Source organism: Streptomyces sp. NPDC043726 (genome assembly GCF_056436565.1).
Genome location: NZ_JBWKCI010000002.1, coordinates 598,044 through 624,581, shown reverse-complemented (window position 1 = coordinate 624,581; position 26,538 = coordinate 598,044). Strand labels below are relative to the sequence as shown.

Below are 26,538 nucleotides of genomic sequence, written 5' to 3'. Positions count from 1 at the left end.
TCCAACTGATGACAACGTTGTCTCCCATACGTGTTCGCGCGGGCCGGATCCACGGGCCGGCGACACCCAGACGTAAACCAGAGAAGAGAGCACACACGTGTACGCAGCACTCGACATCGGCGGCACGAAGATCGCGGGGGCGCTGATCGATGACGCGGGCGTCATCCTGGAGCGGGCCGAACTGCCCACTCCCGCCCGGGAGTCGACCTCACGCCTGGCCGGCACCGTCGACGCCGTGCTCGATGCGCTCGCGGTTCACCCCGCCTGGGGCACCGTCCGGGGCATGGGCATAGCAAGCGCCGGTCCCGTGGATACGGCGAACGGCACGGTCAGTCCCGTCAACATTCCGGCCTGGCGCGCTTTCCCGCTGGTGGAATGTGTACGGGCGCACCCGATGATGTTCGCCGGAGTGGAGCCGGTCCTGCTGGGCGATGCCGTGGCGATGGCCGCCGCGGAGCACTGGCAGGGGGCGGCTGCGGGAGTCGCGAACGCCCTGTGCATGGTGGTCTCGACCGGCGTCGGGGGCGGCTTCATCCTGGACGGCAAGCTGCATCCGGGCCCCTCCGGCAACGCCGGTCACATCGGGCACATCTCGGTCGACGTGGCGGGTCCGCCGTGCGCGTGCGGCGCCCGTGGCTGCGTCGAGGGGTACGCCAGCGGTACCGCCATCGCCCGGTACGCGGCGCGGCTGGGCTGGACGCCGCCCAACGGTCAGGACGCGACGGCGGCTGCCGTGGCCGTCTCGGCGCGCGCCGGCGACGAACTCGCGCTCGCCGCGTTCGACCGGTCCGCCCGCGCCCTTGCCGCCGCGATCGCAGGCAGCGCTACGCTGCTGGAGATCGAGGTGGCGGTGATCGGCGGAGGTGTCGCGCAGGCCGGGGACGTCCTGTTCACGCCGCTCCGGCGTCATCTGCGCAGTTTCGCGGTGCTGGACTTCGCCCGGAAGTTGGCGGTGCGGCCGGCCGCGCTGGCGCGGGACGCCGGTCTCGTCGGAGCGGCGGCCGCCGCCCGCCGGCATGTGCTGGAGCAGAGCGCCGGAGCCACCGCAGAGTGAGAAGCGTTTCGGTCCGCCGGGTGTTCCAGCCGTACGCCGTGCCTCCCCGCTGACCCCGTGATGCAAGGGGCAGCGCGAGAGGGCCGCGGCAGGAACGCCTCGGCCCTCTCGTCGTCCTTGACGTGCCCCTAAGAGCTCCTAACGGAATGAGGTTCGCCCGTGTCCTCCAGCCGAGTGGTTCGGTTATCTGCGTGTGAGGAAGCGCGATCCCCAACCGTGGCTGGTTGACGATGACTTGTGGGTGAGGATCGAGCCTTTGCTGCCGGTTCGACACCGCCGGCATCGGCATCCGGGGCGGAAGGCGCTGGATGACCGCAAGGTGCTGTGCGGGATCCTGTTCGTGCTCTACACCGGCATCCGGTGGGAGTGGTTGCCCGCTGAGCTGGGCTTCGGCTCAGGCATGACCTGCTGGCGACGCTTGCGGGACTGGAACAACGCTGGGGTGTGGCAGCGGCTGCACGAGGTGCTGCTGGCCGAGCTTCGGGCCGCAGACCGCCTGGACATGTCACGGGCGGTGATCGACAGCTCCCACATCCGGGCGCTCAAGGGCGGCCCAAAACCGGCCGGAGCCCGGTCGACCGAGGCCGAGCGGGCTCCAAACACCACGTGATCTGCGACGCGAGCGGCATCCCGCTGGCCGTGACGCTCACCGGCGGCAACCGCAACGACATCACCCAACTCATACCACTGCTGGCAGCCATCCCACCGATCCGAGGCAAACGCGGCCGTCCCCGGCAGCGACCGAGGGAGGTCTATGCCGACCGCGGCTACGACCACGACTGCTACCGCCGCCAAGTCTGGGCGAAGGGCATCAAGCCCGTCATCGCACGCCGCGGCACCGAGCATGGTTCCGGCCTGGGGACCAAGCGGTGGGTGGTCGAGCAGACCATCGCCCTGCTGCACTGGTTCGGCCGCCTGCGCATCCGCTGGGAGATCCGCGACGACATCCACGAAGCGTTCCTCAAGCTGGCCTGCTCACTCATCTGCTGGCGACGCCTCCGCACCGCATTGAGTTAGGAGCTCTAAGAGCGAGGCGGTGCGGTCGACCCGCGTGGCATCAGTTGTGGCGTCGCCACGGGCTGGGACACGATCTCTTTTCCGGCGATGACGTCGAACAGCACCCGGGCGACCTGGGCGCCGAAGGCGTGGACGTCGTGGCTCATCGCCGACAGCGTCGGGTGGGTCAGCCGGCACAGCTGGGAGTCGTCCCAGGCCAGCAGCGACAGTTCGTCAGGTACGGAGAGCCCCATCTCCGTGGCAACGCCGAGCCCCGCGACAGCCATGATGTCGTTGTCGTAGACGATGGCGGTGGGGCGGGGGGAAGAAAGCAGGAGCGAGCGTGTCGCCCGCGCGCCTTCCTCGCCCGAGAAGCCGGTCTCGATGTGCAGACCCCGGTCCAGGCCGAGTTCCGCCACCACCCTGTCGAACGCTTCCGTCCGGATGCCGCTGTGCCCGAGTCCGGACGGACCGCCCACGCGGGCGATGCGCCGGTGCCCCAGAGCCGCCAGATAGCGGACCGCCTCGTCGACCGCGGTGGCGTCGTCGGTCCACACCGAGGGGAAGCCACCCGTCAGGCTCGGATGGCCGACGGCCACCGCGGGCAGCCCCAGCCGCTTGAGCGGGTCAAGACGCGGATCGTCCTGCCGGAGGTCGACCAGGACCGAGCCTCCTATCTGGCGCTCCCTCCACCAACGCTCCTGAAGCTGGATCTCCTCCTCCAGAGAGCCGACCAGACGCAGGAGCAGCGAGCAGTCACGTTCGGCCAGCACGCTCTCGATGCCGGAGATGAACTCCATGTAGAAGGGCTCGAGTCCCAGCAGCCGGGCGGGCCGGCAGATGGCCAGTCCGATGGTGTCCACCGCCTGCCGGGACAGGCTGCGCGCGGATGAGTTCGGCGCCCAGCCCAGGTCCCGGGCAGCGGCGAAGATCCGTGCCCGAGTGGCCTCGGAAACGCCCGGCTTGTTGTTGAAGGCCAGCGACACGGCGCCCTTGGAGACGCCGGCCGCCGCGGCGACATCCTTGATGGTGACGCGTTCGGCGGGAGCGCTCACACCGGTTCCACGCAGAAGAGGGCCGCGCGTACGGCGTTGGCGCCCGATTCGGCAGCACCCCGGACCTTCAGGTTGAGCCGCTCTCCGGGCAACAACGTCCGCAGCCCGGTGTCGCAGACGGCGTCCGGACCGAGTCGGTCGGGCTGGAGGTAGAGGTCGCGTACGAGTGTTTGTGCTGTCACCACGATGTCGAGACTACCGTCGCCGACACCTGTCGGAGTGGCCACGGTCACGTCGTACTCGGGTGCGGACCAGGCGAAGTCCTTGTCGGGCACCGGGAAGTGCAGGGCGCGCAGCTCCCCCTCGTCCGCGACCAGGAACTCCTTCGCGGACGCCGCGTCGGGGACCAGCTCCTGCGGCACGTTCTGCCGGTGGACCGCCGAGACTCCGACGTGCACGTCGATCACCCCTTCGGCCAGCACGGTGCCGTCCGCCTGGAGGCGGCGCAGGGTCACCGAGGCCTGCCAGGGTTCGGTGGCCTGGTTGATCACGGCGAGGGTCGGTCCGCCGAGGCCCGGCTGCAGGGTTAGCAGGCGGTCGGCATAGACCCGGCGCAGTTCGTGGTGGAGGGGCTTGAGGCGGCCGTCGCCGTCGATCGCGGCCCAGGAGTTCACCGGCCAGCAGTCATTGAGCTGCCACACCACCGTCCCCGCGCAGACCGGCCAGTGCGAGCGCCAGTGTTCGATGCCGGCGGCGACAGCTCGGGCCTGGACGAGCTGGGTGAGGTAGTGCCAGCGGTCGAAGTCGTCCTCGGGCAGCGCGAAGTGGCGGGCGACGCCCCGGTTCAGCTTGCCGTTGCCGTCCTCCGCCTTCTGGTGGTGCAGCATGCCGGGCGAGTCGGGGGCGAGTCGCTCCCCGGGGAGCGCCCGCCGCAGGGTGGCCAGGGCGGGCGGCGCCTGCCAGCCGAACTCGGCGACGAAGCGGGGCACACTCGCCCGGTATTCAGCGTAGTCCTGACGGTTCCACACCTCCCAGGAGTGGTGCGTGCCGTGGGCGGTGTCGTTGGGATGGTGGTCCCAGGAGCCGGACCAGGGGCTGCCCGCGGTGTAGGGCCGGGTCGGGTCGAGTTCGGCCACGATGCGGGGCAGTACGCCGAGGTAGTAGCCCTCCCCCCAGGAGTCGCCGTTCAGCTGCGGTTCCCACTCCCAGTCGCGGAAGCCCCAGAGGTTCTCGTTGTTGCCGTTCCACAGGACCAGCGAGGGGTGGGGCATGAGCCGGACAACGTTGTCGCGGGCCTCCGCCTCCACCTCACCGCGCAGGGGCTGCTCCTCGGGGTAGGCGGCGCAGGCGAACAGGAAGTCCTGCCAGACCATCAGGCCGAGCTCGTCGCAGGTGCTGTAGAACGCCTCGTCCTCGTAGATGCCGCCACCCCACACTCGGACCAGGTCGACATTGGCGTCCACGGCCTGACCGAGCCGGGTGCGGTAGCGGTCGGGGGTGACACGGGAGGGGAAGACGTCGTCGGGGATCCAGTTCACGCCGCGCGTGAAGAGGCGGACGCCGTTGACGACGAGGGTGAAGCCCGTACCCAGTTCGTCGGCGGAGCGGTCGATCTCGACGGTGCGGAAACCCACCCGGCGCTGCCAGGAGTCCAGCGGCCCGCCGTCCACCGCGTCGGACAGGGTCACCTTGAGGTCGTACAGGGTCTGTGCGCCGTAGCCGCGCGGCCACCACAGGTCGGGCTCGGGGACGTCGAGTGTCAGGACGGCGTGATCGCCGTCCACCACGCCATGAGCGCACACCCCGCCGATCGCGCCTTCGACCTCCAGCCGGCGCCCCGCGCCCCGCTCCGTGCGCTCGATGTCGATGCGTACCTCGACGCGCCCCGTTCCGTCGACGACGGTGACCAGCGGGCGCACCTGCGCCAGTCGGGCGGTGGACCAGCGCTCCAGCCGGACCGGACGCCAGATGCCGGCCGTCACCAGGGTGGGGCCCCAGTCCCAACCGAAGCTGCTGGCCATCTTGCGGATGTACTGGAAGGGTTCCGGATAGACGTTGGGCCGCTCGCCGATCATTCTGCGGACGCTCTCGGCCTCGTCGTAGGCGGAGGTGAACTCGACGTGCAGGCCGCCGTGGCGGCCGGTCACGTCGAAGCGGTGACTGCGGTGCATGTTGCGGGTGCGGCCGAGCTCCCGCCCGCCCAGGGTGATGACCGCGGCGGTGTCGAGTCCGTCGAAGACCAGATCCGTGCGCTCATGCCGGTCCGCGGAGGTGTCCTCGGCGTCGAGGTGGCGCTGATAGGTCCACGCGCGGCGGCCGACCCAGGCGACCTCGCGCTCGTTCTGGCCGAGGAAGGGGTCGTCGATCACTCCGGCGGCGAGCAGATCGGTGTGGACACAGCCGGGCACCCGGGCCGGCAGGGCGCTGCCGTCGTATCCCAGGGTCCAACTCTCCGTGAGCTGGGCGACTTCCTTCATGTACGGCTCCTCTTGGCAAGGCGGCTCAGACGTCGTGGGTGGTACGTCACCCCTCAACCTAACGCCACGGAGATGAACCGGTCTAGTCCCCTCATTGTCAACAACACCCAAAGTAAACGCACAGCTCAGAGCGCGGTCCATCTTCGTTCGCCAGCGCAACAGGTAACGATTAAGTATCGCGGACATTCATGAAGCTTTACCGGTTCACATCGCGGCTGACATAGTGCCGGACATCTACCGGAGCCCGAGCCGTAATCCAATGGAGGAGTGGGGCACATGGGGAAGAGATCTCTGAGCGTGGCGCTGCTGGTCACCACGGCGCTGACGGTCGCGGGATGCAGTGGCGGGGGGACGCCCGACGCGGACGAGAGCGCAGTGGCGCCGCTGAACCCGAAGAGCGCCGACGGCAGCATCACCGTGCTGACCAACCGTACCGACCTCGTGCAGGACGGCACGATGAAGAAGTACGCGGCGGAGTTCAACAAGACCTACCCCAACGTGAAGGTGAAGTTCGAGGCCATCACCGACTACGAGGGTGAGGTCAAGATCCGGATGAACACCGAGAACTACGGTGACGTCCTGCTGATCCCCGCCGCGGTCGCCAAGGGGGACTATCCCAGCTTCTTCGCGCCGCTCGGCGAGTCGGCGGCGATGAAGTCGAAGTACCTGTTCACGGACAAGACCGACGTGGACGGCAAGGTGTACGGCATCGGCACGTTCGGCACCGCCAACGGCTTCGTCTACAACAAGGCCCTGTGGAAGGAGGCCGGGATCACGGACTGGCCGACGACCACCCAGCAGTTCCTGGACGACCTGAAGACGGTCAAGGACAAGACCGGCACCACGCCGTACTACACCAACTTCAAGGACGGCTGGCCGCTCAGCAGCCCGTGGACCAACAGCGTCGGGTCGGTCAGTTGCAACAGTGCCGCGTCGGACGCGCTGGCCGAGATGGACAAGCCGTGGGCCAAGGGCAGCGATCTGAACACCCTGGACAGCCTGCTCTACGAGATCGTCAACCAGAAGCTGTCCGAGAAGGACCCGAGCACCACCAACTGGGAGAGCTCCAAGACGCTCCTGGCCAAGGGCGAGATCGGCAGCATGATGCTCGGCTCATGGGCGATCAACCAGATGCGGGCGGCGGCCGAGGACGCCGGAGAGAACCCCGACGACATCGGCTTCATGCCGGTTCCGGCCCAGGCCGGCGGAAAGTTCTGCGCCACCCTGGTCTCCGACTATCAGCAGGCCGTCAACATCCACTCCGACAACAAGGAGGCCGCTCGGGCCTGGATCGACTGGTTCACCGAGGAGTCGGGCTACTCCGAGAAGGAGGGCGCTGTCTCCGTCCTGAGGTCGGCAGCACTGCCGTCAACGCTGGAAGAGTACGTTGACAACGATGTCAAGATGGTGGAGCGCTCGGAGGAGAAGACGGCCGAGGTCAACGCGATCGACGAGGCCTCGGAGATCGGTCTCAACAAGCAGGACTACCGCCAGAAGCTCATCGACATCGCTCGCGGCGCCCAGGACGGGTCGCTGGAGGACTACTTCGATGAACTGAACCAGCGCTGGTCCGAGGCCAGGCAGAACGCAGGCTCCTGATCCTTTCCGCGCTCGGGTCCCCCGACCGCCCCGCCCCCGCGGCGGGGACCCGGCGCCGCAGCGCTCAGCGGATGACGAAAGGCCCTGGCCCTCACATGCCCCGAACCGTTTCCACCCCATCCCCGCCCGCACGGACCTCACCGGAGGACCGGCCTGCGAAGCATCGCGCCCAGCGCGGAGCGCCGGGCGGTCGATCCTGGCGCCACCAGCCATTGCGCCGTCTCACCCCGTGGCTGTTCCTCATCGCCCCGCTCGCACTGCTGGTGACGTTCACCTACGTGCCCGTGGGCAACATGATCTATTACAGCTTCACCGACTGGGACGGTGTCAGCCCCGACCGCAACTTCGTCGGTGCCGAGAACTACACCGACGTGTTCACCCGGCCGGAGATGTTCCGGATCTTCGCGGTGAGCCTGTACTACCTGGCGGCATCCGTCGTACAGATCGTGATCGCCCTGTACTTCGCCACGATCCTCAGCTTCGACCTGCGCTTCAGGAACCTCTTCAAGGGCATCCTCTTCTTCCCTTACCTGGTCAACGGCGTCGCCATCGGATTCGTCTTCCTGTACTTCTTCCAGGACGGCGGGACCCTCGACTCGGTCCTGTCGTGGTTCGGCGCCGACCCCGACCACGCGTGGCTCGGCGACCCGGAGTCCGCCAACACCTCGCTCGCGGGCGTGTCCGTATGGCGGTTCACCGGACTGAACTTCGTGCTCTTCCTGGGCGCGATCCAGTCCATCCCCGGTGAGCTCTACGAGGCCGCCCAGCTCGACGGGGCGAGCCGCTGGCAACAGTTCCGGCACATCATCGCCCCGAGCATCCGGCCGGTGCTCAGCCTGAGCGTCATCCTGGCGATCTCAGGCTCGCTCTCGGTCTTCGAGATCCCGTACATCATGACCGGCGGGGCGACCGGCACCTCGACCTTCGTGATCCAGACCGTGAAGCTGGCCTTCCAGTTCAACAAGACCGGTCTGGCCTCCGCCTGCGCCGTGGTGCTGCTGGCGATCATCCTGCTGATCACCTGGATTCAGCGCCGCCTCGTGCCCGACGAGAGGGTCGACATCGTATGAGCACCACCGCCTCCAGCACCCGCGCGCCCCGTCGCCGTCTCGGCCTCGCCACCCCGTTGACCTATCTGATCCTGATCGCGGCATCCCTCGTGGTCCTCATCCCGCTCACCGTGGTGTTCCTGACCTCGCTGAAGTCGGCGGAGGAGGTCGCGGACGGCAAGGGTGCGCTGGCCCTGCCGGACGACTGGCTGAACTTCGACAACTACGCGACCGCCTTCTCCGACGGCGAGATGCTCACCGCCTTCGGGAACACGGCGTTCATCCTGCTGTTCTCGATCACCGGCACGGTGATCATCGGCTCGATGACGGCGTACGCGATCGACCGGTTCGACTTCCGGTTCAAGAAGCTGATCATGGCCCTGTTCCTGATCGCCACCCTGGTGCCGGGTGTGACCACCCAGGTCGCCACCTTCCAAGTGGTCAACAGCTTCGGGCTGTTCGACACCCGCTGGGCGCCGATCCTGCTCTACATGGGCACCGACATCGTGTCGATCTACATCTTCCTCCAGTTCATCCGCGGTATTCCGATCTCGGTGGACGAGGCCGCCCGGCTCGACGGCGCCAACGCCTTCACCATCTACCGCAAGATCATCTTCCCGATGCTGAAGCCGGCGATCGCGACCGTGGTCATCATCAAGGGCATCACGACGTACAACGACTTCTACATCCCCTTCCTGTACATGCCCTCGGAAGACCTCGGCACGATGTCCACGGCGCTGTTCCGGTTCAAGGGCCCGTTCGGCGCCCACTGGGAGACCATCTCGGCCGGCGCGATCCTCGTCATCCTTCCCACCCTGTTGGTGTTCCTCTTTCTCCAGCGCTACATCTACAACGGCTTCGCTCAAGGAGCGAGCAAGTAGCACCGGCAGCCACCCTGCCCCGGTGAGGGCCTGGCCTGGTCCGGCCCTCACCGGCGTGCCGGTGGTATCCCGACCCGGGCGACCGATGTCCCGTTGAGCACCGCGCACCGTCGGCACCACAGCACCGCCCAAGGCCCAGGTTCGGGCATGCCCACCGGCACGGCCTTGTGGTGAAGACCTCTCATGGTGAAACCCGCCCCGTCCAAGGAGACAGCCATGCACAAGCCTGCCGTGAACCGCCGTTCGTTCGTCCTGCTCGGCGCCACAGCCGCCGTGGCGGGCGCGGGGATACCGATGGCCTCGGCAGCAACTCCCGCCGCGGCTCCGGCCGGTGCGCCGATACCCGTGCGGATCGTCGACGACAAGGCGACGAGCGCCACGCGCGCGCTGTTCGCCTACCTGATGCGCCAGCAGGGCAACGGCATCCTCTTCGGCCACCAGCACGCCCTGTCCTACGGCTTCACCTTCACCACGCAGGACGGCAAGTCGTCCGACACGCAGGCGGCGGTGGGCGACCAGCCCGCGCTGTTCGGCTGGGACACCCTCATCCTCGACGGGGACGAACGCCCCGGCAGGAAGGACGCGACCGAGGCGGAGAACATCGCCGCGCTCAGCCGGTGCATCCGGCAGGCGGACGCGCTCGGCGGGATCAACACCCTCAGCGCCCACATGCCGAACTTCGTCACCGGAAACAACTTCTACGACACGTCCGGCCGTGTCGTCAGCCAGATCCTCCCCGGAGGAACGAAGCACACGCAGTACAACGCCTTTCTCGACCGCATAGCCCGGGCCGTCAAGGGCGCACGGCGATCGGACGGCACCTTGATCCCCGTGATCTTCCGCCCCTTCCACGAGAACAACGGCGGCTGGTTCTGGTGGGGCGCCGGCCACACCACCTCGGCGGAGTACATCGAGATCTTCCGCTACACGGTCGAGTACCTGCGCGACACCAAGGGCGTCCGCAACCTGCTCTACTCGTACTCGCCCAACTCCAGCTTCGGCGGCGACTCCGCGGGCTACCTCAAGACCTACCCGGGCGACGGCTACGTCGACGTCCTCGGATACGACGCCTACGACAACTCCGCCGGCTCGGACGCCTGGTTGCAGAGCCTGGTGAAGGACCTGGCGATGGTGGTCCGCCTGGCCGAGCAGAAGGGCAAGGTCCCGGCCTACACCGAGTTCGGCGAGAGCGGGGAGGAGGGCCGCAATCCGCAGTGGTTCACCGAACTGCTGGGCGCCATCAAAGCCGACCCGCTGGCCCGCCGAGTGACATACATGCAGACCTGGGCCAACTTCGGGGGCGACACCCGGCAGTACGTACCGGTCCCGGGCCATGCCCTGCACGCGGACTTCGCCCAGTACGCCAAGGACTCCTACACGGTCTTCGCCGGTGACCTGCGAGGTGTGTACGCCGCGCGCACCAGTGCCGTGCGGAACGCCCCGTTCCTACACCTCGTGACCCCCACGGACCGGCAGCGTCTGACGACCGCCCGGAGTACGGTCCGGGTGCGAGTCACACAGGCGCCGGCGAGCAGGGTCACCTACTCGGTGAACGGCGGTCGCGACCAGCGGCTCCGCCTGGACGCGGACGGCTTCTACTCCGGTGACTGGTCGATCGACCCGGCCTGGCTCGACAACCGGTCGGTGACCCTCTCGGTGGACGCCCGGGTGGGCGGCAGGACCCTCACGGACAAGGCGCTGGTCCTGCTCGGCGAGGTCACTCCCCTGCCCGCCGGATGGATCGACGACTTCGAGGGCTACGCCGGGGACGACGCCACCCTCAGCGAGGCCTACAGCCACATCAACGCCAACAGCACAACCCTGTCGGCCGACCACAAGGCCTCGGGCGCGTACGGGCTGGCTTACGCATACGACTTCAGCAGCTCCGGCTACACCGGCATCGGCAAGTCGGTCGACGCGGACTGGACCGCCTTCTCCTCGCTCGTGCTGTGGCTGCAGGGGGACGGCTCGGCGAACGGGGCGACACTCCAACTCGTCTCCAAAGGAGCCTACTTCGAGTACAACATCTCCCTGTCCGACGCGACCGCCCGCGAAATCCGGGCCCCGTTCAGCGCGTTCAAGCCCGCTCCCTGGGACACCGCACACGCCGGTGAAGTGCTGGACGCTGCGCACCTCGCCGAGGTGACGACGTTCAACCTGTACCTCGGCCACGGCAGTGGCGCCCCCGTCACGGGTGTCGTGTACGTGGACAACATCAGGGCCGAATGACCGCTCCGCCCAGTGTGGGTTGCCACGGGCGCGGTAATCGGCGCCCACTCCCCCACACCCAGCCGCACGCTCGTCGTACATGACAGCACGTCACTGTGCCGTCGTACGAAGGGAGTGCCATGTCGTCCATTCAGGCTCTGTCCGCCGAACTCGCCGTACTGCGGCCCCGGATGGAGGCCGTCAGCCTGGCCATCCACGCGCGCCCCGAGCTGAAGTTCGCCGAGTTCCACGCCCAGCAGGTGCTGACGCGGTGGCTCGCCGAGGCGGGTTTCACGGTGACCGCACCCGCGGGCGGTCTGGACACCGCCTTCGTGGCCGTGCACGAGGGCGGGCGCCCGGGGCCGTACGTCGCCGTGCTCGCGGAGTACGACGCGCTGCCCGGCATCGGGCACGGCTGCGGCCACAACCTGATCGCGGCAGGCGGGGTGGCGGCGGCCGTCGCCGTCGTGCGGGCACTCCCCGCGCACCCCGGCACGGTCGCCGTGATCGGCACCCCCGGTGAGGAGATGGGCGGCGCGGGCAAGGTGCGGCTGGCCGAGGCGGGCGTCTTCGACGGAGTGGACGCGGCGGTGATGTTCCACCCCGGTGACCGTTGGCTGACCGCCCGACCGGGGCTCGCGGCGGCACATCTGCGCGTGGTGTTCACCGGGGTCGCCGCGCACGCCTCGGTCTCGCCCTGGCAGGGGCGCAGCGCGCTGGCCGCAGCCCAGTTGTTCCTCAACGCCCTGGATTCGCTACGGCAGTTCGTGCCGCCCAGCGCCCGGCTGCACGGCATCGTCGTCGACGGCGGACAGGCGCCCAACGTGGTCCCCGCGCGGACCGCGGTCGACCTGTACGTCCGCGACCGTACGGCCGTATCCGCCGAGGCTCTGGTGGAGCGGGTGCGAGCCGCGGCGGCGGGGGCCGCGCTCGCCACACAGACGCAGGCGGAGGTCCGCGAGACCGGCCCGCTGTACGCGGAGCGGCGCAACAACACCGCTCTCGGAGAACGGTTCGCCCACGCGGTGCGCGAACTCGGCGCGGACATCGCACCGTACGACCCCGACAGCCCCGCCGGATCCTCCGACATCGGCAACATCTCGCACCTGATGCCGGTCATCCACCCGTACGTCCAGATCGCCGACGCCGGAACGCCCGCCCACTCCGAGGCCATGCGGGACGCCGCGGCGACGCCCCTCGCCCACGACCGCACCCAGATCGCGGCGACCGGACTCGCCGACGTGGTCACCGCGCTGCTCACCGAGCCGGAGTTGCTGACAGCCGCGCGGTCCGAGTTCGAGGGCGTGGGGGTGTGAGAGCGCCGTACACTCCCGCTCATGTCGGTCGTGTTCGTCCTGGAAGGCGCCGTCGCCGACCGGTTCACGGTGACCGTGTCCCCCCTCGCGGAACTGGCCGCGAGCCTGCACGTGCTGACCGGACACGACCACCACACCGCACACGCCGCCTGGGCCGAGCAGACGACCGCTGCCGCGCCGGCCGCCTTCCGGGCCGGACTGCGGCGGTTCGCCCCGCTGTGGACGCCACTGCGCTGGCGGGGCTTCTACCCCGGGCTGGAGGCTCCGCCGAGCCAGCTGTCGGTGGACCGGTTCGCCGAACTCACCGCGTACACCTGCGCCAGCGGCTACCGCGCCTTCCACTTCGACCGGGTGCTGCACGACGGGGAACAGGCACGTGTGCTGCGCCAGGCCGCGTCCGGGCTGCCGGACGGCCACTTGGCCCTCGCCGACGACCTGCTCCACGACCCGGAAGCCCTGCGCGCCGAACTTGTCGCCTTCCTCGACCTGTGCCGCCGGGTCTACTTCGACGAACTGTGGGCGCGGACCGAGCCCACCCTGTCCCGGGCCGCGCACCGGATGCGCCGCCGGCTCGTGGACGAAGGGCCCACCGGCGCCCTGCTCTCGCTCAGCCCGTCCAGCGTCCGCTTGGACAGCCCCGCCCGGGTCGTTCTCGACAAGGTGCACCACGCGGTGATCAGCCCCGCCCGTACACCTCTGCTCCTGATCCCCACCTTGTACGGCGCTCCGCACCTGCTGGTGAAGGACGAGCCGGGGCTGCCGCCCGTCGTCCACTTCCCCGTCGACGCCCCGGACGTCGGCGTCACCCTGGCCCGCAGCCGGATGCTGGCGCTCACCGACCCACGCCGGGTACGCCTGTGCCGTCTCATCGCGCGCCAGGCGATGACCACCGCCGACCTGGCGGACCGGCTGTCGATGACCCGGCCGCAGGTTTCGCGGCATCTGCGTGCCCTGCGCGACCTGGGCCTGGTGCGGGTCGAACGCCACGGCCGCTATGTGCACTACGGACTCGACCTCACTGCCGTAGAGCGCATCGGACGGGATGTGGCGGTGGCGCTGCAGTACTGAACGCCCGCTTGAGGACGACCGCATGACATCCCGTTACCCGATCGTGGAGTACCGGCGGCTGCGCCCCTGGCGGCCCTGGGGCGTCTGGCGCGCGCGGCGCCGTCCGCTGGTGGCAGGACGGCATCAAGTGCTCGTGCACACCATCGAGGGAAGGTACGGGACCGGACCGGCCGACCCCGCCCGGTGCGCCGCCATGACCTTGGTCGATGTCCGCCCCGAGAGGCCCATCTCCGTCCGCTGGAACCTGCTGGCGCGCGGCAGCGAGCTGGACTTCCCCGTCACGGTGACGTTCTTCTGCTCGGTGGAGGGTCCCATAGCGGTCGCATACAGCCGGCACACGGGCGCCCACTGGGACGTGGGGTACGTCCTGTCCCAGGACCCCAGACCCTCGCAGCTGAACCGGAAGTACCCCGAGGAAGACGGGGGCGGGCTGTGACGGGATCTGATCGACCTGCTCGAATCACGACCGGCCCACCAGGAGATCGCCGGGGTGCAGGTGGAGCTGGGAGGTGTGAGCGTGGGGCGGCCCCGGTACGTGTGCGGCGACGAGGCATGAAGCACCAGCGGGCGCTGCCTGAGGTGCCGTAGGACTGCGACGCCGACGTACACCGGGCCGAGTTGCCAGAACATGCGTGCGGGCGACGTGGCGACACGCGGCGCGCACCGCCCGCATGGCCGTACCCGCCGGAATGCGGAGGCTCCGCTACCGGCCGACTGAGTGACCGGGGACCTCGCCGGCCCGAGGTGTGCTGCTCCAAGTGGAGGCCACGAGTGGTGGAGGCCCTGGCCCGAACGCAGGCTGGCGTACGCGCCCTGCCTGGCCATTCGGCGGGGCGCAGCCATGCCAACCGTCCCCCGACCGCAGCGGCCAGGGATGTCACAGAGACGAGATCACATGGCGGAACAGGACATCGGTCCCGGGCCCCTGCCCTCCTTCTCCAGGACCGAGAAGCCCGTACGAAGCCGGGCTCCACACATCTCTCCACGACGCGGCCGGCGGGCGCGTACGAAGGCGGCCTTGCTCGCGGCGTGCCTGGGAGTCCTCGGGGCGATCGGAACCGCGCCGAGCAGCGCCCAGTCGCCGCCTGCCGACGGGCCGCCGCCGGGGCATCCGGCGCGGTTCGTGCCGGGCCCGTGCCCACAGACTCCCGAGCCGGTTCCCGGACAGTGCGGCTTCCTGGAGGTCCCTGAGAACCGGGAGCACCGCGAGCACCGCACCGGACGGACCATCCGGCTGGCCGTCGCCGTCATCCCGGCCGCGTCCAAGAGGCCGGCCGGGGACCCCGTGGTGTTCATGGAAGGGGGTCCCGGCGGAGACGCCTTCGGAGCCATCCCCTTCCTGATCGACGCCCAGGTGAACCGGGACCGGGACCTGATCGTCATGGCCCAGCGCGGCACCCTGCACTCACAGCCGAGCCTCGCCTGCCCGGAGATCGACCGGTTCAACGCCACCGCCGTCGGACTGCCCTACGACGCACCCTCCACCGGACGCCTCCTGGTGCGCGCGGCGAAGCAGTGCCGAGACCGCCTGACATCCGAGGGCACCGACCTCTCGGCCTACAACACCACCGAGAACGCGGCGGACTTCGCCGCCCTCCGCAAGGCGCTGGGCATCAAGAAGTGGAACGTCTACGGCTACTCCTACGGCACCGAGCTGGGCCTGGCCTACCTGCGCCAACACCCCCGGGGCATCCGCTCGCTGGCGATCGACTCGGTCGTACCGCCGCAGATCGTGAGCCTGCCGTGGGCCTGGGACAGCGCCCAGGAGGGGATCAACGCGATCTTCGCGGCGTGTGAGGCACAGCCCGCCTGCGAGTCCCGTTACCCCGACCTCTCCCGCACGCTCACGGAGCAGGTCCGCCGGCTGGAGGCCAACCCCCTGCGGCTGACCGTGCCGCCGCCCGGTGGCGGAACCCCGGTGAGGGTCGTCCTCGACGGGGGCACGCTGGTGAACCTGCTCGTCACCAACGGCCGACTGGTGCCGTCCGTCGACGTCCCGGCTGCGCTCTACGAACTCGCCAACGGCAATCCGGAGCGCCTCGCGCGGGCCCAGGCGGCCGGCGCGACGCCCGCCATCGGCGAGTTCGCCCACGGGCTGACGCACTCGGTGGCCTGCGCCGAGTGGGCGCCGGGCTTCTCGAAGCGCGACGTGCTGGAGGCAGGGCGCCGGGCCTTCCCCGGCTGGCCGGACTCGGTGCTGGCGCACGCACCCCAGCTGCCCTTCGAGCACGACCTGTGCCGCGTCTGGAACGTCCCGGACCGCACGGCGGTCCAGCGGGTGGCCACCCACAGCGACAAGCCCGTGCTCATCATCACCGGAACCTTCGACGCGAAGACCGGGGCGAGCTGGGGGCCCTTCACCGGGCGCACGCTGCCCCGCTCGACCGCCGTGGTGATTCCCGGGATCACTCACTGGGTGGTGCCCCAGGAGCCCTGCGCCGCGTCAGTCCTGCGGTCCTTCCTGGCGCGGCCGACCGCGCCCGACACCGGCTGCGTGCCCAGTGTCGAACCCAAGCCGTTCACCATCATCCCCTGACCGGAGTACGCCCCATGCCCCCCACAACACCCCCCAGCCGGCGGCCCGCGAGACGGGTGCCCACCACGCTGGCCGCAGCCACCGCCGGCGCCCTCGTCGCGGGGCTCGCCGCGATGCCCGCCCACGCCGAACCCCGCACCGACGGCCCGATCGGCACGGTCGCCCGTACCGTGCACGGCGCCCACTTCGAACCGGGCCCCTGCCCCCGGACGGCGGACCCGATCCCCGATCTCGCGCGCGCCCGCTGCGGCACCCTCACCGTGCCGGAGAACCGTTCCAAGGGCCACGGTCAGGGTCATGGCCAAGGCCAAGGCCACGGCGAAGGCGAAGGCCAAAGCCACGGCGAAGGCGAAGGGCCCCAGAAGGCCAGGGCCCACGAGGGACGTACGATCACCCTCGCCGTCGCGATCATGCCCGCCAAGAGCAGCCGCCCCGCGCCCGACCCGATCGTGTGGTTCGCCGGCGGCCCCGGCGACGACGCGGTCTCCGAGATCCCGATGGCGCTCGCCGGTGACCTCAACCGCGACCGCGACGTCATCTTCATGTCCCAGCGCGGCACCTACTCCGCCGACCCCGAACTCACCTGCCCCAACATCGACGAGTTCAACGCCCACGCCCTGGGCCTCGTCTCCAACGCGCCGTCCACCGGGCGCCTGCACGTCCGGGCGACCCGGGCCTGCCGCGACCGCGTGGACGCCCAGGGCGCCGACCGCAGCACGTACAACGACATCGAGAGCTCAGCCGACTACGACGCCCTGCGCAGGGCGCTGGGTGTCCGGAAGTGGAACGTCTTCGGGATCTCCTACGGCACCCACCTGGCGCTCAACTACATGCGCCTGCACCCCAAGGGCGTCCGCTCGGTCGGCATCGACGGCGTCCTGCCGCCGTCCCTCGCCGGCGGGGCCGTGACCTGGAAGGCCGCACGAGAGGGATTCGACGGCCTGTTCAAGGCCTGCGAGGAGCAGCCCTCCTGCAACTCCCGCTACCCGAACCTGAAGGCCACCTTCCTGCGTCTCGTCAGTGAGCTGGAGGCCAACCCGATCACCACCACCGTCACGGTCCCGGTCCACCCGAAGCCGGTGAAGGTCGTGCTGGACGGGGGCAACCTGGTCACCTGGCTGACCTCGGCCACCCACGTGGCCGAAGGGGTGCCGCGCTCCATCGACGAACTGGCCCACGGCAACCCGCAGCGGATCGCCGAGCAGCTCGCGGGCGGCAAGTACAGCCCGCAGGCGATCGGCAGGGTCGCCCACGGGCTGGTCTACGGCATCTTCTGCAGCCAGTGGACCCCCTACGAGAGCAGGGCCGACATCATCGAGGGCGGCCGTCGCGCGTTCCCATCGTTCCCCCGGTCGATGCTCGCCAACGCCCCGCAACTCGCCTGGCTGCATGACGACTGCCGCGCCTGGGACGTCCCCCCGGCACCCGAGTGGATCCGGGACGTGACCCGCAGCGACATCCCGACCCTCGCCCTGTCCGGCGGGTTCGACGCCCAGACGGCACCCAGCAACGGAGCGTACGTCGCCCGCACGCTGAGCCGTTCCACCGCCGTCACGATCCCCTACGTCGCCCACGTGGTCTTCGCCGACTCACAGTGCGCCCAGACGATCACCACGTCGTTCTTCTCCCGCCCGAACGCACCGGACACCAGGTGCGTGGCGGGACTCCAGCCACCGCAGTTCGAGATCGCACCGTAAGGCACCGGCCGGCGGCCCCCGGCGCGGGTGCCGCAACCACTGGGGCCTGCATCCACCATCGCGGTGGATGCAGGCCCCAACGGCGTGAAAACGGGGTCGGCCGCTTGCCGTCTCAGCCATGGCCGCAGCCCCTGGGCCCGCCAAGGGACTCAGTGCCAAAGCGTCGTATCACACGGGGCCCAGAGGAGGCTGCCTGCCATCGGGCGCCCGCCTCATGGGTGTGCTGATGGTGGGAACCCGAAGTGGTGTTCTGTTCTGCTTTGACGGAGGCGGTGGTCATGACCGTTCAGCATCCTGCCGCGCGATCGGGCGGGCGATTCAAGCGTCTGTCCCAAGCGGCGGCGCACTTCACCAGCTCCCCGCCCTTCTATGTCATCTGCCTGATGCTGGTGGCCTTCTTCATAGCCGCCCATGTGGCTCATCTGGGGGAGACATGGCTGATCTTGGCCGGGGACCTGATGACCGCGGTGACCCTGCTGCTCTTGGCCCTCCTGAAGAACTCCGAGCAGAGAGCCGAGCTAGCGATCCAACGGAAGCTGGACGCCATCGCCGCCGCGCTCCTGGAGCAGCGGGAAGGCAAGACGGGCGAGGCCACCGAGGACCTGCGCCGGGCCATCAGGATGGACGAGGACGTCTGAGCACCCGTGTCCTGCCACGAGTCGCGCACTCTTTCCAGCCAGACCGGGCGTAGGGCGCCTGACCATCACCCGGCCTGGCGCAATGTGCGTGGGTAAGGAGTACGACCGTAAGGAGTCAGCATCACCTCACCACTTCGGTTCTCCCTGAGCACGCAGCCCAGGGGCCGGTATTTCACCTGGGGATTTGAATGGGCAAGCGTGCCGCCGTAACTGTCGTTGTCTCGCCCACGGTCCTGTCCCTGAGCACATCGGCGGCGTCCGCCGAGTCCCAGCTGGGAGACACGCAGATCCTCCCTGCATCCGTCAACGACGGCAAAGGCCTGGTTGTTGGAATTGCCGCACAGGCATCAATCTCAGCGACGGTCACGGTCAGCGACCCCGAAGGGTTCGATTACATCGATGCCTGGCTGTACCGAGGCCCTTCCTCCGCACCCACTGGCGGTCTCGCCGCACCCGACGAGCCGGTATGCATCGAAATCAGCGATAGCACAACACGATGCGACCTCTCCTTCGTGATGGGCGAGGGATGGTTGCAGAACGCTGACGCCGGCGCCTGGCACCTCTACGTCAATGCACTTGCGCTCGATGGCGATTACCACCACAGGACGGCAGCTTCCCTCAGCCTTCGACGCGCTTCGAAGCTGACGGCCAACGGGGCACCCGAACCCGTGACGGCTACTGGCGCTATAGCTACGGCGGCAACACCACCACTGCGGTCGCCAACGCACCCGGTGACTACATCAACCTGCGGTGATCCGGCACCCGACCAACCACAACGCACTGGCTGCCGTGCCGCAAGCCGATCAGGTGCGGCTGGCCCCCTTCACATGGCGCCGTCACCGCAACGGCATTACCGCCTGGCCGACTTGATCGTGTGGCTCCAAGCTCCTGGGCTCGGCCCTCGATGCCAACCGCGCCGGGCGCCCATACGGGAGCACCTTTTCAGGGCTCCACGGCGTCTCGAGCCGCGTCGAGGAGGAGGTGCCAGGGATACTCCTTCGGCTTGCCCTGGCCAGGCTGATTCGGCACGAAGCCGTGATCACCGTAGAGCACGCGCACGCCCATAGCGCGCAGTTCGTCGACACTTCGCTCGAATTGACGGTGCTGGACGTAGGCCGCGTTCACGCACGGCATGGTCACGATCGGGATGCCCTTGCCAATGGCCTCCGCGACAACGCCCACCACGAAATCGTGAGTCAGGCCCAGCGCCCACGAGTTGACCGTATTGAAGGTCGCCGGCGCCAATGCGATAACGTCCGCCTTGGGCCAGACGTCCGGCTGACCGGGCATTTTGTACTCACTGCGCACTGGGTAGCCCGTGAGCTGCTCCAACTGGTCCAGTTGAGGCTCAAGCCAGCGCGCGGCCGTCGGGGTGAAGCCTAGACACACGTTCCAGCCGCGGGCCTGCGCATCCCGGACTACCGAGGCGACATCGAAGACGGGCGGGGCCGCTGAGCCGAAAAGGTAAAGGACACGGTCGGTTGTCGTCATACGCATATCCGACCACAGCAACCGACCCCGCTCGCAGAGGAGTCGGAGGCGGGTACTGTTCCAAATGGGTGCTCAGAACGGAGAACCAGGATGCCCAGGCTGGACGACGACAACCACACGGGCGCGCGGATCAAGGAACAGCGCACACTGGCCAGACTCACACAACGTCAGATGGCTGACCGGCTGCCCTACTCGTACAGCTACCTCACTCAGGTGGAATGTGGTGCCCGCCCCGCAACAGTCGACTTCGTCGCCGCCTGCGCAAGGGTTCTCAACATCGACGTGACCGTGCTGACCGGCCAGCCGTACGTCACCGAACTGCAGCGTGACCGGCTTGCCGAGCTCGTCCGACCGATCCGTGAAGCTCTGGACCTGTACGACCTTGGCCCCGATCCGCATATGGCCGCGCGGCCGGCCGACATCCTCATCGAGGGCGCGGATCAGCTGTGTGAAGCCGTGCGTGCAACCCATCTGCGGGATGCCGCCCGCAAGCTGCCGAGCCTCATCGCCGAACTGACGCACACCGCGTGGTCCACTCCTTCGACCAAGCTGTGGCAGGCGCTCGCGTCCGCCTACCGCACCGCCCATGACATCAGCGTGAAGCTCGGTTACTACGATCTGTCAGCCGTGGCCCTGGACCGGATGGACTGGGCGGCTCAGCGCGCCTCAGACCCCTGCGTTGCCGCCGTACGTCAGTACATGCGAGCCCTGGTGTATTTCCGCGAAGGCGAGTACCAGATCGGGCAACGACTGATCGCGTCCGGACACAGCATCGTCAGGCAAGCCGACGACAGTCGGGAGACCCTGGCCGTTGCAGGACAACTACACCTCGGCGCCTCGGTCATTTCCGCTCGGGCCGACGATGAGACTGCCGTACAGGCTCACATCGAGGAGGCCCGGCAAATCGCGCAGCGGATCGGTGACGCGCCGGAGATCCACTGGCTGAGCTTCGGACCGACCAACGTCGACTTGCATGAGATGTCCGCCGCGGTGGAGATGCGCCGATACGACGACGCGCTGACGAAGTCCCGCAAGATCACCAAGAAGCTGCCGACCGGACTGGCTACATCGCGGCGGGCCCACTTCCTGATCGACCAGGCGCGCACGGAAATGGAGACCGGTCACCCCGATGCGGCGCTGAAGTCACTGCTCGAAGCGCGGCGCGTCGCCCCTGAGCAGACCCGATATCACCCGGCTGCCCGGGAGACGATCACCGGTCTGGTCCATCTCTCACGGCGCACCCCAGACACTCTCAACCACATGGCCAGTTGGGTCGGCTTGTAGGAGCGCTCACAGCTCTCACAAAAATGTGAGAGTTACGCCGCCCCCTCAGCGCCACGCTGTTCCCACGCCTAGTCAACGATGACGCGGGAGCAGCTCTCATGGCACGCGATCGGATCGCTCAATGCAACACGTCCGACGCCACCTCGCAGCTCCGCGGCAGTCCTCGGACGGCGTGCCCCGGCAGCCGCGCGAACGGCCCCGGGGCCGGCCAACGCTTCAAAGGAGCGTCGACATGACGAACAGTACGGCCCCGAACGGGAGTTTCCCAGCAGCAAGTTCGCCGCCTAGCGCGAGGGTTCAGGACTGGCTGGCCTCCGCACATCCATCCCCCAGCACCGTGCACGGTGAGTGGAGCGGAGCAGCCGGTCTCGCCCTGATCCCGTTAGGGCGGCTCTTCGACGCGGTCCGCCTCTCAGAGGACCTCGTCCGCAGTGTGGCCGGGATCAGTGACCCGCCCACCGTGAACCAATGGCTCGGCTGGTCCTTCAACAGCCGTCCGGTCATCCATGACCCCAGCGGCAGCCGCTATTACGCCCTCGTGCCGCCCGGCACCGCCGAGAACTGGCTGGCACCAGCCGCCGCGTGCCTCAGCGAAGGCACCTACTTGGGAGTGCCGCGCGCCGATATCACCAGGCTCAAGGAGCCCGCCCCGGCTTCGTACTGGGCCGTGCCCATGGCCCGCCCCGGCCGACTGTGCAGGGCAAGCGACGTCCTGACGCTCGTCATGGCTGGCCGCGACCCAGTCGACGGTGACGGGGAACTGTCGTGAAGCAGGCCAATCGCCCCGCCACGACCGCAGCGCCGCCCGTGGACATCGCCACGATGCGAGCGAGCGTCGCCCTGACGCTGCCCCCAGACGTAACCCCCACCGACACCGATTCCTTGGAAACGCTGACCGGGCTGCTGCGCGGACACATGGAACTCGTCATCCCGGAGATCGAACACCTGGCCGCACGCCTACCCAGGGACGACGTGCCTCGCTACTGCGCACTCACCTGCACCGGCGAGGCCCGCAGGAAACTCAGCGCCGTGCGCGGACCGGAGAACTACGACGCCATGGTCTACGCCCGCAAGCTCGCACGGTCGCTACTGGCGCTCTGCGACCACTACGACTCACTCACCGGCCTACGGATGTGCCTGGCCTGCGACCGGCCCATCCAAGACGGAGAGACCAGCCTGCCGTACGCCGAAGTCAGCCCCTCCGCGGGAGCCGTCGGCTCCGGACAGATCCATGGCCTCTGTGCCAACACGGTCCATCTCCGCTGATGACGCCCTCCCGTCGGGCCAGGCATGCACCCGGCGGGATCGGCCACTCACCCCTTGTGGCTCAGTAGGGAAGACCATCCTCCTCATCTACCGGCGACCCGTGCTGGAGGCATGCGCTGCGAACACCCATGTCATGGGGTTGCAGGAGAGCTGGCGGTGCGTCGCGTTCAGTGGGCGCTGTTGGATCTGGGGTTCGACCTGCCGATGTTCGGTGCCACTCGTTCCAGGAGGCTCGTGGTCTGTCTCAGGACGGCCGAGTCGGCCCGCAGACGGGTCGCGATAGTAGCCGTACAGGTCGACGACCCGTGCTTGGTTGGCGGCCCAACCCGCCTCCGGCAGCCACTCCGCGTGGTCTCCGTGTCGAGGCGGTTCATCTGCACCTCGCCGCTCCGAAGGAACTGCTCTGGGCCGGGCTCGGGCGCATGGCGGGGGTGCGGTCGCCGGCGGCCTCGACAGCGACCCCGGGTTCATCGAGCAATCCCGGACGGGATGTTTCAACGCTGGGACGACATCGGCCTCGACGAGCACATCCGGCTGACCAGCCTGCCCGTGGACGATCTGGTCGCCGGTCGATTCGGTCCTGCCGGTCGGCCCGACCTGCTGCCCCCGGGTGGCCCCTGAGCACCGACTCAAGGTGCGCTTGCTGAGACGGCATGTGGGGACCCTCGTTTCAGGGGATTGTGAACGCCGTACTTCCTTCTGTGTCTGACTGTTGAGAACACACGACGCCTGCACAAGCGGCGTTGACCTGGCTGGTTTTCGCTGCAACGCTCTTGGCTGTGAGCAAGCCCGAGATCCTCGCCGCGCGCCTTCACGTCGATCTGCGACGTCAGGCCAGCGCCATCTGTGCCGCCGGCATCTGTGCCGCCGGTCCGCGCACGCACTGACAGGCGCCGCTCCCCTTCGCTCCATTTCACAGTCGGCTTTTCGCTAAGCCGCTGCCTTCTCTCAGACGTCGGCCTCTGCACAGCCATTTCCGCTGAGGTCTCTTCTCCTCTCCTTCGCCGGTCGACGTCTGCCCTTTCCTTGCCCCGTTTTCCTGAACAGGACCCTTCCATGGCCACGACGGCATCGACCCGACGTCACTTCCTCACCCTGCTCGGTCTTTCGGCGGTGTCGGTGAGCTGCGGCACCGCCGCCTCCGGGACACCGGCCGCCAAGGACCAGACCAAAAAGCTGAGATATCAAGGCTGGGCCGGTCAGGTCACGTTGCCCGAACTGGCCGAGGATCTCGGCTATCTGGAGGACGTGAAGCTGGAGTGGGTCGGCAACACGATCAGCGGACCGCAGGACATCCAGTCCGCGGCCACCGGTCAGGTCGACTTCGGCGGCGCGTTCAACGGCGCGGTCGTCAAGCTGGCCGCCAACAACGCTCCCGTCAAGGCCGTCATCAGTTACTACGGCGCCGACAAGGACGCCTACAACGGGTTCTACGTCCTCAAGGACAGCCCCATCCGCTCGGCCCGGGACCTGACCGGCAAGAAGGTCGGGATGAACACCCTCGGAGCCCACTCCGAGGCCATGCTCGACATCTACCTTCAGCGCGGCGGCCTGTCCCAGGCGGACATAGGCAAGGTCGAGCCGCTCGTGGTGCCTCCGGTCAACACCGAGCAGTCCTTGCGTCAGAAGCAGATCGACGTGGCCGTACTCGGCGGCATCCTGCGCGACAAGGCGCTGGAGACCGGCGGCATCCGACCGCTGTTCACGGACTACCAGCTGCTCGGCGCGTTCAGTGCCGGCACGTACGTGATGACGGACCGCTTCCTGAAGCAGAACCCCGAGACGGCGCGGACCTTCGTCACCGGTGTGGGGCGGGCCATCGAGTGGTCTCGTTCCACTCCGCGCGAGGAGGTCATCGACCGGATGACGGCGATCGTGAAGAAGCGCGGGCGCAACGAGGACGCCGCACCGCTGAAGTTCTGGCGGTCCTACGGCGTCGCGGAGACGGCGGGCCGGATCACCGGCAAGGAGCTCCAGTTGTGGATCGACTGGCTGGCCGAGCGGGGCGACATCAAGAAGGGCCAGGTCACACTGTCCGACCTCTACACCAACGAGTTCAACCAGTACAAGACGCCCTCCTCCGCGGCGACGAGCGGGAGCTGATCCCATGCCGGAATCCACCACCACTCAATCCCCCACACCCAAAATCGTGTTCGAGGACGTACGCAAGGAATTCACCGTCCGCGACCGTAAGGGGGATCGGCAGAGCACCACGTTCACGGCCCTCGACGGCATCGATCTGCAGATAGCGGACGGCGAGTTCGTCGTCCTGGTCGGTCCCAGCGGCTGCGGGAAGTCGACGTTGCTGGATCTGCTCGGCGGCCTCACCTCACCCACCGGCGGACGGATCCTGTTGGACGGCACACCCATCACCGGCCCGGGCCTGGACCGCGGGATCGTCTTCCAGCAGTACGCGCTGCTGCCGTGGCGCACGGCACAGGGCAACGTCGAGTTCAGCCTGGAAGCCACCGGCGTCCCACGGCGGCAACGCTCCGCACGGGCCCGGGAGTTCCTGGACCTGGTCGGCCTGACCGGGTTCGAGGACCGCCACCCGCACGAGCTGTCAGGCGGCATGCGGCAGCGGGTCGCGATCGCCCGCAGCCTTGCCTACGACCCCGATGTCCTGCTGATGGACGAGCCGTTCGCGGCGCTGGACGCCCAGACCCGGGAGTCACTCCAGGACGAACTGCTGCGTATCTGGCAGCGCACCGGCAAGACCGTCGTCTTCATCACCCACGGCATCGACGAGGCCGTCTATCTCGGACAACGCGTCGCCGTGATGACGTCCAGGCCCGGCCGGATCAAACAGATCGTGCCGGTCGCCCTCGGCTCCCGAACGGTGACGGACGACCTCCGCTCCAGTCCCGAGTTCGCCCATCACCGTCACGAGATCTGGTCGCTGCTGCACGACGAGGTGGCCAGGGCCCAGCAGTTGGAGAGGGAGGAGGCCGCCGTATGAGCTCCACGACCGGCAGGACCGCCGAGAAGACCGACCAGACCCACGCGACCCCCACCATCAAGGCGCCCGTCACAGCTGTCGAGGCCCCCTCCCGCACCGCGCCCGCCGAGACCACCGAGCCATCCACTTCCAGGCCCGCCAGCTCGTCACCCCCGGAGGTGCGCCGCTCTCCCTCCCCCACGGCCCTGGTCCGCCGCCGGGCGCTCCGGACGGTCCGCCGGCTGCCGTACCTGCTGCTCAAAGGGGCGACCAAGTCCGTGGCCATCGTGGCGCTGCTCCTGCTGTGGGAGATCGCGCCCCGGGCCGGTCTGGTGGACCGCACCTTCCTGCCGCCGTTCAGCGAGGTCGCCGACGCCTGGTGGGGGCTCGCCGCGGACGGTCAGCTCGCCGACAACGCCCGGGCCAGCCTGACCCGTTCGTTCAGCGGGTTCGGTATCGCCGTAGCGGTCGCCGTACCGCTCGGACTGCTCATCGGCTGGTACAAGCCCGTCGCCGACCTGCTGGGACCGCTGCTGGAGGTGTTCCGCAACACCGCGGCGCTGGCCCTGCTCCCGGTGTTCGTCCTGCTGCTGGGCATCGGCGAGACCTCGAAGATCTCCATCGTGGTGTACGCCTGCACCTGGCCGATCCTGCTCAACACGATCAGCGCGGTCCGCACCGTCGACCCGACCCTGCTGAAGCTGGCGAAGTCGATGGACCTGTCCGCGCCCCGGCTGTTCCAGAAGGTCATACTCCCGGCCTCGGTACCGGTGATGTTCACCGGTATCCGGCTGGCCGGAGCGGTGTCCATCCTGGTGCTGGTCGCCGCCGAGATGATCGGCGCCAAGGCGGGCCTCGGCTATCTGATCAACGCCTCGCAGTACAACTTCGCGATCCCGCAGATGTACGCCGGGATCATCACGATCTCCGCCATCGGCGTGGCCTTCAACCAGCTCCTGGTGGCCGTCGAGCGCCGGCTCAGCTCCTGGCGCGTACCTGCGGGCGGCTGACCCGCGTACGCCCTCGCGCTTCCTTCCGCACTCCC

General features: G+C 68.6%; 23 protein-coding genes. 20 read left to right on the top strand and 3 right to left on the bottom strand.

What is annotated here, in order from left to right:
* Window positions 1-97 precede the first annotated feature (97 nt).
* Both AC068Z_RS07540 and AC068Z_RS07535 read left to right on the top strand, forming a co-directional pair.
* The gene (locus AC068Z_RS07540; protein WP_478553260.1) at window positions 98-1,054 is read left to right on the top strand and encodes an ROK family protein; all 957 of its coding nucleotides are present in this window, start codon (window positions 98-100) and stop codon (window positions 1,052-1,054) included.
* Between the two features lie 220 nt (window positions 1,055-1,274).
* Window positions 1,275-2,071 (top strand): IS5 family transposase gene (locus tag AC068Z_RS07535; RefSeq protein WP_478553758.1). Its coding sequence is split into 2 segments (ribosomal slippage): window positions 1,275-1,611 and window positions 1,611-2,071, totalling 798 coding nucleotides; the frame shifts between segments, so codons are not numbered across the junction.
* 5 nt (window positions 2,072-2,076) lie between these two features.
* Here AC068Z_RS07535 and AC068Z_RS07530 read toward each other — a convergent pair.
* Both AC068Z_RS07530 and AC068Z_RS07525 read right to left on the bottom strand, forming a co-directional pair.
* Window positions 2,077-3,105 carry a LacI family DNA-binding transcriptional regulator gene (locus AC068Z_RS07530; protein WP_478553258.1) on the bottom strand — a complete coding sequence of 343 codons (1,029 nt, stop codon included), beginning with the start codon at window positions 3,103-3,105 and terminating at the stop codon, window positions 2,077-2,079.
* Window positions 3,102-5,522, bottom strand: a complete 2,421-nt coding sequence (locus AC068Z_RS07525; RefSeq protein ID WP_478553256.1) for a glycoside hydrolase family 2 protein — start codon at window positions 5,520-5,522, stop codon at window positions 3,102-3,104. Before AC068Z_RS07525 ends, AC068Z_RS07530 begins: the two co-directional genes overlap by 4 nt.
* Window positions 5,523-5,798: 276 nt before the next feature.
* Between AC068Z_RS07525 and AC068Z_RS07520 the strand changes: the two genes are divergently transcribed.
* From AC068Z_RS07520 to AC068Z_RS07475, 10 genes are all read left to right on the top strand, one after another.
* Entirely contained in the window at window positions 5,799-7,121 is a 1,323-nt protein-coding gene (locus AC068Z_RS07520; RefSeq protein ID WP_478553254.1) for an ABC transporter substrate-binding protein, read from the top strand.
* Between the two features lie 95 nt (window positions 7,122-7,216).
* Window positions 7,217-8,191, top strand: a complete 975-nt coding sequence (locus AC068Z_RS07515; RefSeq protein WP_478553252.1) for a carbohydrate ABC transporter permease — start codon at window positions 7,217-7,219, stop codon at window positions 8,189-8,191.
* On the top strand, window positions 8,188-9,051 hold the full coding sequence (locus tag AC068Z_RS07510; protein WP_478553250.1) for a carbohydrate ABC transporter permease: 864 nt from the start codon (window positions 8,188-8,190) through the stop codon (window positions 9,049-9,051). Before AC068Z_RS07515 ends, AC068Z_RS07510 begins: the two co-directional genes overlap by 4 nt.
* Before the next feature lie 216 nt (window positions 9,052-9,267).
* Window positions 9,268-11,280 carry a glycosyl hydrolase gene (locus AC068Z_RS07505; protein WP_478553248.1) on the top strand — a complete coding sequence of 671 codons (2,013 nt, stop codon included), beginning with the start codon at window positions 9,268-9,270 and terminating at the stop codon, window positions 11,278-11,280.
* Between the two features lie 119 nt (window positions 11,281-11,399).
* Window positions 11,400-12,575 carry a M20 family metallopeptidase gene (locus tag AC068Z_RS07500; protein WP_478553246.1) on the top strand — a complete coding sequence of 392 codons (1,176 nt, stop codon included), beginning with the start codon at window positions 11,400-11,402 and terminating at the stop codon, window positions 12,573-12,575.
* Window positions 12,576-12,596: 21 nt separating this feature from the next.
* Complete coding sequence (locus AC068Z_RS07495; RefSeq protein WP_478553244.1) at window positions 12,597-13,643, top strand: ArsR/SmtB family transcription factor; 1,047 nt, start codon at window positions 12,597-12,599, stop codon at window positions 13,641-13,643.
* A gap of 22 nt (window positions 13,644-13,665) precedes the next feature.
* Complete coding sequence (locus tag AC068Z_RS07490; protein WP_478553242.1) at window positions 13,666-14,079, top strand: hypothetical protein; 414 nt, start codon at window positions 13,666-13,668, stop codon at window positions 14,077-14,079.
* A 582-nt stretch (window positions 14,080-14,661) separates the two neighbouring features.
* Window positions 14,662-16,179, top strand: a complete 1,518-nt coding sequence (locus AC068Z_RS07485; protein WP_478553240.1) for an alpha/beta fold hydrolase — start codon at window positions 14,662-14,664, stop codon at window positions 16,177-16,179.
* 14 nt (window positions 16,180-16,193) lie between these two features.
* Window positions 16,194-17,876, top strand: a complete 1,683-nt coding sequence (locus tag AC068Z_RS07480; protein WP_478553238.1) for an alpha/beta fold hydrolase — start codon at window positions 16,194-16,196, stop codon at window positions 17,874-17,876.
* A gap of 278 nt (window positions 17,877-18,154) precedes the next feature.
* Window positions 18,155-18,514: a low affinity iron permease family protein gene (locus tag AC068Z_RS07475; protein ID WP_478553236.1), complete on the top strand. Its 360-nt coding sequence runs from the start codon at window positions 18,155-18,157 to the stop codon at window positions 18,512-18,514.
* Between the two features lie 942 nt (window positions 18,515-19,456).
* On the opposite strand, the gene AC068Z_RS07470 is transcribed toward AC068Z_RS07475, so the two are convergent.
* Entirely contained in the window at window positions 19,457-20,005 is a 549-nt protein-coding gene (locus tag AC068Z_RS07470; protein ID WP_478553234.1) for a flavoprotein, read from the bottom strand.
* Window positions 20,006-20,095: 90 nt separating this feature from the next.
* On the opposite strand from AC068Z_RS07470, the gene AC068Z_RS07465 reads away from it, so the two are divergent.
* From AC068Z_RS07465 to AC068Z_RS07430, 8 genes are all read left to right on the top strand, one after another.
* Window positions 20,096-21,289 carry a helix-turn-helix domain-containing protein gene (locus tag AC068Z_RS07465; RefSeq protein ID WP_478553232.1) on the top strand — a complete coding sequence of 398 codons (1,194 nt, stop codon included), beginning with the start codon at window positions 20,096-20,098 and terminating at the stop codon, window positions 21,287-21,289.
* 460 nt (window positions 21,290-21,749) lie between these two features.
* Entirely contained in the window at window positions 21,750-22,058 is a 309-nt protein-coding gene (locus AC068Z_RS07460) for a hypothetical protein (RefSeq protein WP_478553230.1), read from the top strand.
* Window positions 22,055-22,555: a DUF6415 family natural product biosynthesis protein gene (locus AC068Z_RS07455; RefSeq protein ID WP_478553228.1), complete on the top strand. Its 501-nt coding sequence runs from the start codon at window positions 22,055-22,057 to the stop codon at window positions 22,553-22,555. Before AC068Z_RS07460 ends, AC068Z_RS07455 begins: the two co-directional genes overlap by 4 nt.
* Before the next feature lie 489 nt (window positions 22,556-23,044).
* The gene (locus tag AC068Z_RS07450) at window positions 23,045-23,176 is read left to right on the top strand and encodes a hypothetical protein (RefSeq protein ID WP_478553226.1); all 132 of its coding nucleotides are present in this window, start codon (window positions 23,045-23,047) and stop codon (window positions 23,174-23,176) included.
* 158 nt (window positions 23,177-23,334) lie between these two features.
* Window positions 23,335-23,442: a putative leader peptide gene (locus AC068Z_RS07445; RefSeq protein WP_478553224.1), complete on the top strand. Its 108-nt coding sequence runs from the start codon at window positions 23,335-23,337 to the stop codon at window positions 23,440-23,442.
* 169 nt (window positions 23,443-23,611) lie between these two features.
* Window positions 23,612-24,658: an ABC transporter substrate-binding protein gene (locus tag AC068Z_RS07440; RefSeq protein WP_478553222.1), complete on the top strand. Its 1,047-nt coding sequence runs from the start codon at window positions 23,612-23,614 to the stop codon at window positions 24,656-24,658.
* Window positions 24,659-24,662: 4 nt separating this feature from the next.
* Complete coding sequence (locus tag AC068Z_RS07435) at window positions 24,663-25,514, top strand: ABC transporter ATP-binding protein (RefSeq protein ID WP_478553220.1); 852 nt, start codon at window positions 24,663-24,665, stop codon at window positions 25,512-25,514.
* Window positions 25,511-26,503, top strand: coding sequence for an ABC transporter permease (locus AC068Z_RS07430; RefSeq protein ID WP_478553218.1), 993 nt, complete (start codon window positions 25,511-25,513; stop codon window positions 26,501-26,503). The genes AC068Z_RS07435 and AC068Z_RS07430 overlap by 4 nt, the downstream gene beginning before the upstream one ends.
* Window positions 26,504-26,538: the final 35 nt, after the last annotated feature.

Excerpts from the sequence above, each read along its gene's own strand:
- AC068Z_RS07525 (WP_478553256.1), bottom strand. The coding sequence starts at position 5,522 with ATGAAGGAAGTCGCCCAGCTCACGGAGAGTTGGACCCTGGGATACGAC.
- AC068Z_RS07520 (WP_478553254.1), top strand. The coding sequence starts at position 5,799 with ATGGGGAAGAGATCTCTGAGCGTGGCGCTGCTGGTCACCACGGCGCTG.
- AC068Z_RS07515 (WP_478553252.1), top strand. The coding sequence starts at position 7,217 with ATGCCCCGAACCGTTTCCACCCCATCCCCGCCCGCACGGACCTCACCG.
- AC068Z_RS07510 (WP_478553250.1), top strand. The coding sequence starts at position 8,188 with ATGAGCACCACCGCCTCCAGCACCCGCGCGCCCCGTCGCCGTCTCGGC.
- AC068Z_RS07505 (WP_478553248.1), top strand. The coding sequence starts at position 9,268 with ATGCACAAGCCTGCCGTGAACCGCCGTTCGTTCGTCCTGCTCGGCGCC.
- AC068Z_RS07500 (WP_478553246.1), top strand. The coding sequence starts at position 11,400 with ATGTCGTCCATTCAGGCTCTGTCCGCCGAACTCGCCGTACTGCGGCCC.
- AC068Z_RS07495 (WP_478553244.1), top strand. The coding sequence starts at position 12,597 with ATGTCGGTCGTGTTCGTCCTGGAAGGCGCCGTCGCCGACCGGTTCACG.
- AC068Z_RS07490 (WP_478553242.1), top strand. The coding sequence starts at position 13,666 with ATGACATCCCGTTACCCGATCGTGGAGTACCGGCGGCTGCGCCCCTGG.
- AC068Z_RS07480 (WP_478553238.1), top strand. The coding sequence starts at position 16,194 with ATGCCCCCCACAACACCCCCCAGCCGGCGGCCCGCGAGACGGGTGCCC.
- AC068Z_RS07475 (WP_478553236.1), top strand. The coding sequence starts at position 18,155 with ATGACCGTTCAGCATCCTGCCGCGCGATCGGGCGGGCGATTCAAGCGT.
- AC068Z_RS07470 (WP_478553234.1), bottom strand. The coding sequence starts at position 20,005 with ATGACGACAACCGACCGTGTCCTTTACCTTTTCGGCTCAGCGGCCCCG.
- AC068Z_RS07465 (WP_478553232.1), top strand. The coding sequence starts at position 20,096 with ATGCCCAGGCTGGACGACGACAACCACACGGGCGCGCGGATCAAGGAA.
- AC068Z_RS07450 (WP_478553226.1), top strand. The coding sequence starts at position 23,045 with ATGTTTCAACGCTGGGACGACATCGGCCTCGACGAGCACATCCGGCTG.
- AC068Z_RS07440 (WP_478553222.1), top strand. The coding sequence starts at position 23,612 with ATGGCCACGACGGCATCGACCCGACGTCACTTCCTCACCCTGCTCGGT.
- AC068Z_RS07435 (WP_478553220.1), top strand. The coding sequence starts at position 24,663 with ATGCCGGAATCCACCACCACTCAATCCCCCACACCCAAAATCGTGTTC.
- AC068Z_RS07430 (WP_478553218.1), top strand. The coding sequence starts at position 25,511 with ATGAGCTCCACGACCGGCAGGACCGCCGAGAAGACCGACCAGACCCAC.